The 13093-nt window shown below is 74.4% G+C and carries 12 protein-coding genes; 7 read left to right on the top strand and 5 right to left on the bottom strand.

Going from position 1 to position 13093, the window contains the following annotated elements; all coding sequences use genetic code 11:
- Positions 1–603 (bottom strand): dihydrofolate reductase family protein, encoded by a 603-nt coding sequence (locus BMY04_RS10190; RefSeq protein ID WP_091179401.1) that lies wholly within the window; start codon positions 601–603, stop codon positions 1–3.
- 98 nt (positions 604–701) lie between these two features.
- A complete protein-coding gene (locus tag BMY04_RS10195) occupies positions 702–1238 on the bottom strand; it encodes a MarR family winged helix-turn-helix transcriptional regulator (RefSeq protein ID WP_091179403.1) in 537 nt (178 codons plus the stop codon).
- A gap of 221 nt (positions 1239–1459) precedes the next feature.
- On the opposite strand from BMY04_RS10195, the gene nicT reads away from it, so the two are divergent.
- Entirely contained in the window at positions 1460–2617 is a 1158-nt protein-coding gene (gene nicT / locus BMY04_RS10200; protein WP_091179405.1) for a Nickel transporter NicT, read from the top strand.
- Between the two features lie 118 nt (positions 2618–2735).
- The gene (locus BMY04_RS10205; RefSeq protein ID WP_091179407.1) at positions 2736–3479 is read left to right on the top strand and encodes a GAF and ANTAR domain-containing protein; all 744 of its coding nucleotides are present in this window, start codon (positions 2736–2738) and stop codon (positions 3477–3479) included.
- A 29-nt stretch (positions 3480–3508) separates the two neighbouring features.
- On the opposite strand, the gene BMY04_RS23060 is transcribed toward BMY04_RS10205, so the two are convergent.
- Positions 3509–3907 carry an ANTAR domain-containing protein gene (locus tag BMY04_RS23060; RefSeq protein WP_198410050.1) on the bottom strand — a complete coding sequence of 133 codons (399 nt, stop codon included), beginning with the start codon at positions 3905–3907 and terminating at the stop codon, positions 3509–3511.
- 219 nt (positions 3908–4126) lie between these two features.
- Between BMY04_RS23060 and BMY04_RS10215 the strand changes: the two genes are divergently transcribed.
- The 4 genes from BMY04_RS10215 to BMY04_RS10230 all read left to right on the top strand — a co-directional run bounded on the left by BMY04_RS10215 (position 4127) and on the right by BMY04_RS10230 (position 10615).
- Positions 4127–6508 carry an ATP-binding cassette domain-containing protein gene (locus BMY04_RS10215; RefSeq protein ID WP_091179409.1) on the top strand — a complete coding sequence of 794 codons (2382 nt, stop codon included), beginning with the start codon at positions 4127–4129 and terminating at the stop codon, positions 6506–6508.
- The gene (locus BMY04_RS10220) at positions 6501–7775 is read left to right on the top strand and encodes a hypothetical protein (protein WP_139209819.1); all 1275 of its coding nucleotides are present in this window, start codon (positions 6501–6503) and stop codon (positions 7773–7775) included. Before BMY04_RS10215 ends, BMY04_RS10220 begins: the two co-directional genes overlap by 8 nt.
- A gap of 121 nt (positions 7776–7896) precedes the next feature.
- Entirely contained in the window at positions 7897–9498 is a 1602-nt protein-coding gene (locus tag BMY04_RS10225; RefSeq protein ID WP_091179413.1) for a glycosyltransferase family 39 protein, read from the top strand.
- 1 nt (position 9499) lies between these two features.
- Positions 9500–10615 carry a mandelate racemase/muconate lactonizing enzyme family protein gene (locus BMY04_RS10230; protein WP_091179415.1) on the top strand — a complete coding sequence of 372 codons (1116 nt, stop codon included), beginning with the start codon at positions 9500–9502 and terminating at the stop codon, positions 10613–10615.
- Positions 10616–10661: 46 nt separating this feature from the next.
- Here BMY04_RS10230 and BMY04_RS10235 read toward each other — a convergent pair whose 3' ends face one another.
- Complete coding sequence (locus tag BMY04_RS10235) at positions 10662–11531, bottom strand: aldo/keto reductase (RefSeq protein WP_091179417.1); 870 nt, start codon at positions 11529–11531, stop codon at positions 10662–10664.
- Positions 11532–11688: 157 nt separating this feature from the next.
- Here BMY04_RS10235 and BMY04_RS10240 point away from each other — a divergent pair, with 157 nt between their 5' ends.
- Entirely contained in the window at positions 11689–12660 is a 972-nt protein-coding gene (locus tag BMY04_RS10240) for an NAD-dependent epimerase/dehydratase family protein (RefSeq protein WP_091179720.1), read from the top strand.
- A gap of 14 nt (positions 12661–12674) precedes the next feature.
- Here BMY04_RS10240 and BMY04_RS10245 read toward each other — a convergent pair whose 3' ends face one another.
- Positions 12675–12857, bottom strand: coding sequence for a hypothetical protein (locus BMY04_RS10245; RefSeq protein WP_091179419.1), 183 nt, complete (start codon positions 12855–12857; stop codon positions 12675–12677).
- Positions 12858–13093: the final 236 nt, after the last annotated feature.

The raw sequence follows: 13093 nt of genomic DNA on the forward strand, positions 1-13093 counted from the left end.
TCATGCCCGCCGCACAGGCATCCGCAGGTGCGTGACGCGCTCGGCGCGCACGCAGACGTCCGGGTCGCCGAGCAGGACGTCCTCCGGCGGCAGGCCCGGGAAGAAGGGCCGCCCGGCGCCCATGACCACGGGCACCAGGTCGATCGCCACGGCGTCGAGGAGGCCGAGCCGCAGGCACTGCGCGGCGATCGTGCCGGCCGTGACGGCGACGGTGCCCTCCCCCGCCAGCACCTGCGCGCGAGCCACCGCCGCCTCGACGCCGTCGGTGACGAAGGTGAACGGGGCGTCCGGGTGCCGCTCGACCCAACCGGTCGGGACCGCGTGCGTCACGACCACCACCGGCACGTCCAGGGTGTGGCGACCGGCCCAGCCGTCGGTGACGTCGAAGAGGGTGCGCCCGCAGACCAGGGCCCCGAGGCCGGACGTCCACGCCCGCCAGTACGCGGCGCTCGGCGGCGTCAGGTGGAACGTGAGGCCGGACGTGACGGTCGCGACCTCCTCGTCGCCCGCCTGCAGCCAGTCGAACAGCGCGCCGATGCTGTTGTCCGCCTTCGCGATGTAGCCGTCGAGCGAGGTCGAGGCGTTGGCGACCACGGTGCCCATGGGTCTCCTCCCGGTGGTGCGGTCAGGAGGTCAGACCGGAGGGAGCCGGCGCACTCATCGGCCGGCGGCCGCAGAGCGCCCGTCGTGCGGGGCGGAGGTCAGGCGAGACCGGCGCGGACGCCCAGGAGCCCGTCGGCGATGACGCCCATCCAGCGCGACACGGCCGGCAGGTCGGCGGCGTCGACGCGGCCGAGGCTGGCGTAGAGCGGCTGGTGGACGCGGTCGGCGAGCTGCTCGCCCTGGTGGGTGAGGCGGATGATCGTGCGGCGCCGGTCGCTCGGGTGCCGGACGCGCTCGGCCACGCCGTGGCGCTCGAGGCGGTCGACGAGGGCGGTGGCGGCGCTGCTGGTGAGGGTGAGCTCGCGGGCGAGCTCGGACTGGCCGCGGTCCCCGTGGACGAGGAGGTAGGAGAGGGCCTGGCTCTCGGTGGTACCGACACCGGTCGAGGAGGAGACCGAGGTCCGGTAGCGCTCGACCGCGCGGACCAGGGAGCGCAGGGTGATCACGGCGTCGTCGAGACCCGCGTCGGCGGCGTGAGCAGGGTCGTCGGAGATGGACCGGGCTTCGGCGGCGAGCGCCTCCACCGGCAGCTCGGCGCCCTCGTCGGCGGGGTCGCCGTCGAACGTGCGCAGCATGACAAGCTCCTCTCCTCAGTGCCGCCGGGGCCGCGGGGGTTCGCGGACGGAGGGCCCGCCCGAGGTCCTGCTTCTCAGGAATTTACCAGGAATCTCTTTGCTTCGAGTCGTTTGACGACGGGCGTCGTCCGTGGAGCCCGCACGCGACCGGCTCCTGGGGTCCACGTCGGCTAGCGTCGGGACGCCAGCCCGAACGTCCGGCTCGTCGCCCAGGAGGTCCCATGCGCCCGTCCGCGGCACCCGCCGCGCCCCTCGCCGGCGGGCGGCTCCGGGGTCTCGTGCGGCGGCTGGAGCCCGCGGACCGCCGCTCCCTGGTCGGCATGGCCCTGGTCATCGTGGTGCTGCACGTCGTGGGCCTCGCCGTGCTCTTCGGCCTGGTCGTCCCCGCCCACCACCCGTTGGGCGGGTCGACGCCGGTCTTCGGCGCCGGCGTCGGGCTGCTCGCGTACACCTTCGGCCTGCGCCACGCGTTCGACGCCGACCACATAGCCGCGGTCGACAACACCACGCGCAAGCTGCTGGCCGACCGCGTCGCCGGTGGCGGGGGCCGCCGGCCGCTGTCGGTCGGCTTCTGGTTCTCGCTGGGCCACTCGACGGTCGTCTTCGCCCTCGCCCTGGCCATCGCCGGCGGCGTGAAGGCGCTGGCCGGTCAGGTGGCGGACGACGCGTCGACGCTGCACCGCCTCACCGGCGTGATCGGCGCGTCCGTGTCGGGCGTGTTCCTGTGGGTGCTGGGGATCGCGAACCTGGTGGTCCTCGTCGGGATCGTGCGGGTCTTCCGCCGGATGCGGCACGGGGACTTCGACGAGGCCGAGCTCGAGGCGCAGCTCGACCGCCGCGGCTTCATGAACCGCCTGCTGGGCGGGCTGACCCGCGCCGTCCGCAGGCCGTGGCACATCTACCCCGTCGGCGTCCTCTTCGGCCTCGGCTTCGACACCGCCACGGAGGTCGGCCTGCTGGTCCTCGCCGGCGGCGCGGCGGCCTTCGACCTGCCGTTCTACGCGATCCTCGTGCTCCCCGTGCTGTTCGCGGCCGGCATGTGCCTGATGGACACCGTCGACGGGGTGATGATGACGGGCGCGTACGGGTGGGCGTTCCGTCGGCCGGTCCGCAAGGTCTACTACAACCTCACCATCACCGCGATCTCCGTGGCGGTCGCGCTGGGGATCGGCACCATCGAGCTCGCGGGCGTCCTCGCCGAGCAGACGGGCGCGGTCCGCGGGCCGCTGGCCGCTCTCGGAGCCATACCGCTGGACGGCGCCGGCTACGCCATCGTCGGCCTCTTCGGCCTGGCCTGGCTGGCCGCGCTGCTCGTGTGGCGCCTCGGGCGGATCGAGGAGCGGTGGTCGGCCCGGCTGCCCGACGGCGGCGCCTCCTAGGACGCCGGGCCCCGGCCTGCCCCTGCCGGGTGCCCTACGGTCAGCAGCACCACCGAGCTGAGCCGGAGCGTCGGCGACCGCACGACGACGAGGCCTCCCGGGGCCGGACAGGTTCCTCGTGACCGACGGCACGCCCCCGGAGAACCCTCTCCTCCACCGGCTCCAGTCCCTGCTCCTCGACCCGCGCGACCTGGGCTCGACGATCAACGAGCTGACCCAGCTGGCGGCCTCGCTCGTGCCCGACGCGGGCGTCGAGTGCGGGATCACGCTGCGGGTCGAGGGCGACGTGCTGACGGTCGGGTCCAGCGCCGACCGTGCGGTGCGGCTCGACGAGACCCAGTACCGCGTGCGGGGTGGGCCCTGCATCGAGACCCTGCGCACGGGGCTCGTGGTGGACGTCCCCGACACCGCCGGTGAGAGCCGCTGGCCCGAGTACGTGCCGACGGCCCGCGCGCTCGGGCTGCGCTGCTCGCTCAGCCTGCCCCTGGGGACCGCGGACGAGACGTTCGGGGCGATGAACGTCTACGGCTTCGCCCGTCCGCGGCTGTTCGACGACCCGCTGCGCCACCAGCTCGAGCTCTTCGCCGCCCAGGCGTCGGGGACCCTGCGCATCATCCGGCGCCTGACGCGCGACACGCGGCTGATCGACCAGATGGAGGAGGCGCTCAGGTCGCGGACCGTGATCGACCAGGCGATGGGCATCATCATGGGCCAGCAGCGCTGCACGGCGGCGACGGCCTTCGAGCTGCTCCGCCGTGAGTCGCAGACGAGCCACCGCCGCGTCAGCGAGGTCGCCACCGACCTGGTGCGGGGGACCACCGGAGAGGACCCGGCTCCTGGACGCGGGTTCGGACGCACCTGAGTCGGGCACCTCGACCGGTCGTCGCCCGCTCAATCCCCCCGCGTATCCCCCCGCGCCTGTTCCAGGAAGCGCTCGAGCGTCCCGAACCGCGACGCGTCCGGCAGCGCCGCAGCCTCCACGATGTCGCGGCACAGGTCACGCACCTTGACGTGGCGCATCGAGGACCACCGGCTGAGCACGGCGAACGCGCGGTCGGCGTCGATGCCGTAGTAGGCCATCAGCATCCCCTTGGCCTGCTCGATCGCCGGCTGCGTCTCCAGCGCCCGGCGCATCGAGCCGAGGTCGTGGCCGTCGGCACGCACATCGCTGTCCACGTCACGGTCCGCCCCGTCGCGGGCCGGGCCGGCCACGTCACGGGCCACGGGGCCGCCGGTCACGCCGGAGACCGGGTCTTCGTTCGAGGTCGGGTCGCAGGTGTGGTGGTCCACGGCACTCCATCGGGCATCAGGGTCACGAGGGCACGCTGACGCCCCCGGCTGCTTCCTAGCCGTCGCTCATCTTGGTCAAGAAGGCTTCGGCGTCGCACTGGTCGACGCTCGACGGGTGCTGCGCGTCCCCGACGACGGACCTCGGGACCCGCACCGGTCTCGTCCCGCCGCCGCCTGCGGGATACTCGGCACCCGGAGCAGCCCCGAGGAGGAGCCCCGATGACCACCACGACGACCGCACCCGGGCGCTCGACCGACGAGCCCGCCCGGCCAGACGTGATCCGCGTGGTCGGCGCGCGGGTGAACAACCTGCGCGACGTGGACGTGGAGATCCCGAAGCGCCGCCTCACGGTGTTCACGGGCGTATCGGGCTCCGGCAAGAGCTCGCTGGTCTTCGACACCGTCGCGGCCGAGTCGCAGCGCCTGATCAACGAGACGTACAGCGCCTTCCTCCAGGGCTTCATGCCCACCCTCGCGCGGCCCGACGTCGACGTCCTCGAGGGCCTGACGACGGCGATCATCGTCGACCAGAAGCGGATGGGGGCCGACCCCCGCTCGACGGTCGGCACCGCCACCGACGCCAACGCGATGCTGCGCATCCTCTTCAGCCGTCTCGGGCGCCCGCACATCGGCTCGGCCCAGGCGTTCTCGTTCAACGTCGCCTCGGTGAGCGGCGCGGGCGCGGTCACCTCGACCAAGGGCGGGCAGACGGTCAAGGAGCGCAAGACCTTCAGCATCACCGGCGGCATGTGCCCCCGCTGCGAGGGCCGCGGTGCGGTCAACGACATCGACCTGACCCAGCTCTACGACGCGGAGAAGTCCCTGGCCGAGGGCGCGCTGACCGTCCCGGGCTACTCGATGGACGGCTGGTACGGCCGCATCTTCGCCGGCGCCGGCTTCGACATGGACCTCCCGGTCGGGAAGTTCTCGAAGGCGAAGCTGACCGACCTGCTGCACGGCGAGGCGCGCAAGATCAAGGTGGAGGGCATCAACCTCACCTTCGAGGGCGTCATCCCGCGGCTGCGCAAGTCGGTGCTGTCGAAGGACGTCGACGCGCTCCAGCCGCACGTGCGGGCGTTCGTCGAGCGGGCGGTGCGCTTCTCGACCTGCCCCGAGTGCGACGGCACCCGGCTGACCGCGGCCGCGCGGTCCTCCACGATCGGCGGTGTCAGCATCGCCGACGCGTGCGCGATGCAGATCAGCGACCTCGCGACCTGGGTCGCAGGCCTCGACGAGCCCTCGGTCGCTCCCCTGCTCGCCTCGCTGCGCGGCACGCTCGAGTCGTTCGGCGAGATCGGGCTCGGCTACCTCAGCCTCGACCGGGCCGCGGGCACGCTGTCGGGCGGCGAGGCCCAGCGCACCAAGATGGTGCGCCACCTCGGCTCCGCGCTGACCGACGTGACCTACGTGTTCGACGAGCCCACCACCGGGCTGCACCCGCACGACATCCAGCGCATGAACGCGCTGCTGCTGCGGCTTCGTGACAAGGGCAACACGGTGCTGGTCGTCGAGCACAAGCCGGAGACGATCGTCGTCGCCGACCACGTGGTCGACCTCGGCCCGGGCGCCGGGACCGGCGGGGGCCGGGTCTGCTTCGAGGGCGACGTCGACGGCCTGCGCACCAGCGGCACGGTCACCGGACGCCACCTGGAGGACCGGGCGCGGCTCAAGGAATCGGTCCGGACGGCTCGCGGCGGCCTCGAGATCCGGGGGGCGTCGGAGCACAACCTGCGCGACGTGGACGTCGACCTGCCCCTCGGTGTCCTCGTCGTCGTCACCGGCGTCGCGGGCTCGGGCAAGAGCTCGCTCGTCCACGGCTCGCTGCGCGGCCGCGAGGGCGTGGTCGTCGTCGACCAGACCCCCGTGCGCGGGTCGCGCCGCAGCAACCCGGCGACGTACACCGGTGTGCTCGAGCCGATCCGCAAGGCGTTCGCCAAGGCGAACGGGGTCAAGCCCGCCCTGTTCAGCGCGAACTCGGAGGGCGCCTGCCCGAGCTGCAACGGGGCCGGCGTCGTCTACACCGACCTCGCGATGATGGCCGGCGTGGCCACGACCTGCGAGCTCTGCGAGGGCCGGCGCTTCTCCGACGACGTCCTCGCCTACACCTTCGGCGGCAGGGACATCAGCGAGGTCCTGGCCATGCCGGTGGCCGAGGCCGCCGCGTTCTTCTCCACCGGCGAGGCCCGGCTCCCGGCCGCGCAGGCCGTGCTCGGCCACCTCGTCGACGTCGGGCTCGGCTACGTCGGGCTGGGGCAGCCGCTCACCACCCTGTCCGGCGGCGAGTGCCAGCGACTCAAGCTCGCCACCCACCTCGGCGAGCGCGGTGGCGTCGTCGTCCTCGACGAGCCGACGACCGGGCTCCACCTCGCCGACGTGGAGCAGCTGCTCGCCCTCCTCGACCGGCTGGTGGACGCCGGCAAGTCCCTGGTCGTCATCGAGCACCACCAGGCCGTCATGGCGCACGCCGACTGGGTCGTCGACCTCGGTCCCGGCGCGGGCCACGACGGCGGCCGGGTCGTCTTCGAGGGCACCCCGGCCGAGCTCGTCCGCACCCGGTCCACCCTGACCGGCCAGCACCTCGCGGCGTACGTCGGTGCCTGAGCCCGAGGAGCGGCCCGCCGTGGAACCCGCCGCCGTGCAGGAGGAGCCCCCCGTGCAGCCCGAACCGCCCGTCCAGCCCGAACCCTCCGGGGGGCCGGACACCCGTACGACCCCGGAGGTGGGGCCGATGGAGTACGTCCAGCGCCGCCGCCGCTGGCCCGTCGTGCTGCTGGTCGTCGTCGCGGTGCTCGTCGTCGCGGGCCTGGTGACGGCGATCGTGCTGCAGCGCGCGGCGTCCACGGCGGCCGGAGCCCCGGCCGCCGACGCCGGCGGAGGGAACGGCGGGCTGCCGAGCATCCCGCCGGCCGTGGCGGGCGAGCACGACGGCCTCGCGCTCGAGGGGGCCGGGGACGCCGTGGTGTACCTGCAGACCACCACCGCGGTGCAGCGGGCCGACCTGGCCACCGGCGCGACGGCGCTCACCGCGACGCCGGCGCCGGGCGGGGTCTCCAGCCTCGTGGCGGGCCAGGGCTTCGTGGTGTCGAAGACGACCGGGGCTCCGTCCGGCTTCGTGCTGCGCGACGGCGGCGGGCCGCAGGTGCTGCCGGTCGCGCTGCAGGAGGCCGTCCGCCTCTACCCCGCCGGGGCGGGGGCCCTCTGGGCGCTCCAGCCCCCGGTGCAGGGGATCCGGAACGCCGTGCAGGTCGACCTCCAGGGCTCCCGGGTCGGGGCGACGACGATCCGCGTCCCCGCCGGCCTCGGGGTGCCCACCGCCCACCTGAGCGACGCGCTCGTCGTCGGCGACGCCCAGGGCGCGTACGAGGCGCGACCCGACGGCGGCCGGCGGATCTCGCGTGGCGTCCTCCTCGCGACCGGCACCGACACGGTCCTCACCTGGGACTGCGACAAGGCCGGCAAGTGCGACGCGCGCTACAACCGGAACGGCCAGGAGCCGCAGTACCTCCCGGCGGTGCGGATCTCGCTCACCGGGCTCTACGGCAAGGACGTCGGGTCCGCCGCCGGGCACGGGGGCGTGCTCAGCCCCGACCGTCGCTGGGTGGCCCTCCAGCTGCCGAAGCCGACCCGGTCCGGGGCCACCCTCGTGCTCGTCGACCTGAGCTCCGGCCACCGCGTCGAGGTGCCGGGCGCGATGGCGCGCACGGACGGGACCGACCAGGCCGCCTGGACGCCGAACGGCCGCTACCTGCTCGCCCTCACCGACGGCCGGCTGCGCGCGTTCGACGCCACGACGGAGAAGGTCGTCACCGTCGCCGGGACGCCCGCGGACCTGCTCCACCTGACGGTCCCGGGCACCTCGACGATGTGAGGACCGGCTGAGGCGGAAGGCCTCGGGAGCCGCGTGACGTCGGTCGCAGCCCCGCGTCGGTTCCCCGCGTCCTGGCCCAAGAGCCGTGCGCGCGCCGTCCGGAGCGGCTACGGTCTGCCCCGTGTCGAGCATGGTGTCGGATGCGACGTCGAGGGCGGCGTCGCCCAGGCGGTCGCTCCCGGACGAGGTCGTCGACGGCGCACGGGCCCGGGGTGCCGGTGCGTCCTGGCGGCAGCTCGTGCTGCTGCTGCCGGTCGGGGCGATGCTCGTCGTCGGGCTGGTCGGGTTGGACCGCCGCTCCATGTGGCGCGACGAGGCGGCCTCGCTGGTGGCGGCCGACCGCAGCCTGGCCGAGCTCTGGGCGATGCTCGCGCAGCTCGAGACCGTGCACGCCCTTTACTACACGTTCCTGCACGCCTGGATGCAGCTCGGCTCCGGCGTCGTCTGGGCCCGGGTGCCCTCGGTGCTCGCGATGGCCGTCGCCGCCGGGCTGGTCGGCGTCCTCGGCGCCCGGCTGGCCTCGGTGCGGGTCGGGCTCGTCGCCGGCCTGCTGTTCGTCGCGAACCCGTCGACCTCCTTCTACGCGCAGGAGGCCCGCTCGACGGCGATGATCGTCGCGGTCGCCCTGCTCGCCACCTGGCTCCTGCTGCGCGCCGAGGCACGCGCCGGACGACGCGCGGCGGGCTGGTGGGTCGGGTACGCGGTCGCCGGCGCGGTGCTCGTCGCCCTCAACCTGCTCGCGGTGCTCGTGCCGCTCACCCACCTCCTCACGCTGCTGTGGTGGCGCCGGCCGCGGAGCGCGCTCCTGTCCTGGGGGCTGGCCGTGCTGCCGGCGCTCGCCGTGGCCGGCACGCTCGCGCTGATGACCCGCAGCCAGCCCTTCCAGGTCGGCTGGATCCCGGCTCCGGGCCCCGCCACGGTGCGGGACTTCGTCCACCTCGTCCTCGGCCCGACGGTCCCGCTGATGGCGCTCGTCGCCGTCCTGGTGCTGCTGGGCGTCCTGCCGGTGGCGGCGGCGCGCTCGAGGCTGACGGCCGTCGCGCTGCCGCTGCTCGTGGCGCCCTTCGTCGCGCTCGTGGCCGCCTCCTTCGTGCAGCCGATCTTCGTGGCGCGCTACGTGTTCCCGTCCGTGCCCGCCGCCGCCCTGCTCGCCGCCGCCGGCGTCGACCGCGTGGGAACCTGGCTGGCGGGTCGGCTGGCCGCACGCCCGGACGGGCGGGCGTCCGGCAGGCGGCTGGCGACCGGTGCGCCGGCCCTGGTCGCCGCGCTCGCCGTCGCGCTGGTCGCCCTCGGCGGCCTCGGCACCCAGCGGGCGGAACGCACGCCGTCCTCCCGCCCCGACGACCTCGCCGGCGCGGCCGCGGTGGTCGCGGCCGGGGCCCGGTCGGGCGACGCGGTGCTCTTCCTGCCCGACAACCGCCGCCTCGTCGCGCTCGTCTACCCCGCCTCGTTCGCCCGCACCCACGACGTGGCGCTGTCGGAGGGACCGGTCCAGGCGCACAACCTCACCGGCCGCCCCCTTCCCCTGGCCTCCGTCGAGGCGAACCTCGCGGGCAGCCCGCGGGTGTGGGTCGTCGGGCGCCCCGGCCTCGCCGTGCTGCCGTCGGAGACCGTCGCCCGCAGCGAGCTCGCCGTGCTCGACCACGACTTCGTGCCCGTCGAGACGCCCGACCCGCACGGCGTCGGCATCACCCTCTACGTCCGGCGCTCCGGCACCCCCTGACGTGCGCATCACGGGGATCGACGTCCACGCGTACGCGGTCGGCTACGTCCACGGCACCTACGTGATGTCCGGCGGGCGGGCGGCGACGCACGAGGACGGCACGCTCGTCTCGCTGCGCACCGACGAGGGCCTCGTCGGCTGGGGCGAGGTGACCACGCTCGGGCGGACCTACCTGCCGACCTCGCCGGGCACGATCCGCGCGGCCCTCGCCGAGCTGGCGCCCGCGCTGCTCGGGCTCGACCCGACGAACCCGCGCCGGCTGAACCAGGTCATGGACGCCACGCTGCTCGGCCAGCCGTACGCGAAGAGCGCCGTCGACATGGCGTGCTGGGACCTGTTCGGGCGCGCCGTCGACCGGCCGGTCGCCGACCTGCTGGGTGGCGTGCTCACGGAGCGGTGGCCCCTCTACGAGGCCGTGCCCCTGGGGGAACCCGCGGCCATGGCCGACTTCGTCACCTCGCGCCGGGCGGCCGGCATCGAACGGTTCCAGCTCAAGGTGGGCAACGAGCCCGGCACCGACGTGGCGCGGACGCGGGCCTGCGTCGAGGCGGGCGGGCCGTCCACGGTCGTCGTGGCCGACGCCAACGGCGGCTGGGACCTCGCGTCGGCCCGCAGCGCGGTGCGCGGGCTGGGCGAGCTGCCGGGCGCCCCGGTCTACGTCGAGCAGCCCTGCCGGAGCACGGCCGACTGCGCCCTCGCCCTGCGCGGCTCCGCACTCCCCCTCGTGCTCGACGAGTCGGTCTCCACCCTCGCCGACCTCGTCGCGGCCAAGCACGAGGCCGGGGCCGTGTCGGTCAACCTCAAGATCAGCCGGGTCGGCGGCCTCACCCGCACCGCGCTGCTGCGCGACGCGATGCAGGAGCTCGGGCTGCGCGTCTCCGTCGAGGACATGTGGGGCGGCGACGTCGTCACCGCCGCCGTCAGCCACCTGGCCGCGAGCACCGCGTCCGGGTCGCTGTTCATGACGTCGTTCTTCAACGACTGGACCGACGGCCACGTCGCCGGCCACCGGCCCCGCTCGGTCGACGGCCACGGCTCCCTGCCGGACGGCCCGGGGCTCGGCGTCACGGTGGACGCCGAGCGCCTGGGCGCGCCCGTCTTCTCGCTCTCGGCCTGAGCTGCTGCCGGTCCGGAGGGACCGGGTCGACCCTCCGGCCCGAGCCTCAGGCCGCGTCGGACAGCGCCTGGAACTCCTCGTCGCTCAGCTGCACGTCGGCCGCGCCGAGGTTCTCCTCGAGGTGCGCCACCGAACCCGTCCCGGGGATCGGGACCATGACCGGCGAGCGGCGCAGCAGCCAGGCGATGGCCAGCTGCGAGGTCGTCACGCCCGGGTGGTCCTGCTTGACCTTGTCGAGCGCGCCGCCCGGCTTGGCCAGGTCACCCGAGGCGACCGGCGCCCACGGGATGAAGGCGATGCCGTTGGCCTCGCAGAAGTCGAGGACGTCCTCGGCCGCGCGGTCGACGAGGTTGTAGCGGTTCTGCACCGACGCGACCGGCAGGCCGGCGTCCTGCGCCGCCTTGATCTCGTCGACGCCGACCTCCGACAGGCCGACCTGCTTGGCCAGGCCGTCGTCGACGAACGACTTCACCGTCGCGAACTGGTCCTCGCGCGGCGTCTTCTCGTCGATGCGGTGCAGCTGCCACAGGTCGATCTGCTCGACGTCGAGGCGCCGCAGCGACATGAGGATGCACTGCCGCAGGTACTCCGGGCGCCCCAGCGGCGGCCAGACGTTCGGCCCGTGCCGGGTGAGCCCGCCCTTCGTGGCGATGACCACGTCGCCGTAGTGCTCGCCGCCCACCTGCCAGTGCAGGGCCTCGTGGATGAGGTCCTCCGACACGTACGGCCCGTACGAGTCGGCGGTGTCGATGAGCGTCACGCCCAGCTCGACGGCACGCCGCAGCACGGCGAGAGCCTCGTCGTGGTCCTTCGGCGGGCCCCAGATCCCGTCTCCGGTGATCCGCATCGCCCCGAACCCCAGCCGGTTGACCGTCCTGCCCCCGAGCTCGATCGTCCCTGCGTCCGCCACTGCCACGTGCCCACTCCCCTGCTCGCCGTCGTCTGACTACCGCCGACGAGCCTAGGACGACACTCCCGCGCCGCCCCGGGCGCCCGCACCACGACGGGGCCGTGGAGCGGAGCAGGACGCTGCGCACCGCGAACCGTCGGACCACCTCCGTACGGTGAAGGGCATGCGCATCTACGTCCTCGGAGCGACCGGGCACATCGGCTCCTACCTCGTCCCCCGGCTCGTCCGGGCGGGACACGAGGTGGTGGCAGCGAGCCGCGGCACCCGCGAGGCCTACCACCCCGACCCGGCCTGGGACGACGCCCGGCGGGTGGTGCTGGACCGCGACGCGAGCGACGCGGAGGGGACGACGGCGGCGCAGGTGCTGGCCGAGCGTCCGGACGCGGTCGTCGACCTGGTCTGCTTCACCCCGGACTCCGCCCGCCAGCTGGTCGAGGGCCTGCGCGGGGAGGTCGGGCTGCTGGCCCACTGCGGGTCGATCTGGTCGCACGGGCTGAGCACCAGCCTGCCCATGGAGGAGGACGACCCCAAGCACCCGTTCGGCGAGTACGGCGTCGGCAAGCAGGCGATCGAGGACCTGCTGCTGGCAGAGTCCGCGTCCTCGGGCGGCCTGCCCTGCACCGTCGTCCACCCCGGCCACATCAGCGGGCCGGGCTGGCGCGTGATCAACCCCGTCGGCAACGTCGACCCCCGGGTGTGGGCGACCATCGCCCGGGGCGAGGAGCTCACGGTGCCGGGCGACGCCTCCGCGACGATGCACCACGTGCACGCCGACGACGTGGCGCAGGTCTTCGAGCTGGCGCTGCAGCGACCGGAGGCGTCGGTGGGCGAGGCGTTCCACGCGGTCAGCGCACGGGCGCTCACCGTGCGCGGCTTCGCGGAGGCGGCGTACGCGTGGTGGGGCCACGAGGCCCGGCTGCGCCCGGTGACGTGGGAGCAGTTCCGCGCCGAGGCCGGCGACGAGCACGCGGGCACGAGCTGGGAGCACCTGCACCGCAGCCAGGTGTGCTCGATCTCCAAGCCGCAGAGCCGGCTCGGCTACGAGCCCGGCTGGACGTCGGACGCGGCAGCGCACGAGGCCGTCGCGTGGCTCGCGGCGCACGACGAGGAGCACGACCTCCCCGCGCCGGCCTGAGGCCGGCGGCGAAATCAGCTCTCGCCGGCGGCGTACGGGCGGCGGGTCGGGGTCAACGCCCAGATCGCCTCGCACGTCTCGAGGTCGTTGTGCGCGCGGCGGTGCGTGGAGGCGTCCTCCCAGAGGATCCAGACCACGCCGGCGATCATCGCCAGCGCGGCTCCCAACGCGAAGACCAGCAGGGTCGTGGTCGCCATGTCGTCCTTCCGATCGTCGTCGACCAGTGGACCCGATGAGCTGCCCCCGCAGCCCCCCGAGAACGCTGATCATGCCAGAAGGCCTGACGGTCGACCGGAGCGGTCCGCCCGCGCGTCGCTCGGGGCGCGGCCGGTGTCGGCACCGGCGCGGCAGGGTAGGGAGAGGACGCCGCCCACGCGTGTGGTCGGATGAAGCGCAGCAGCGGCACATCCCGCCGCTGGAGCCCCGGAAGGAC

Origin of the sequence: Microlunatus flavus (genome assembly GCF_900110855.1) — a bacterium.
GTDB lineage: Bacteria > Actinomycetota > Actinomycetes > Propionibacteriales > Propionibacteriaceae > Microlunatus > Microlunatus flavus.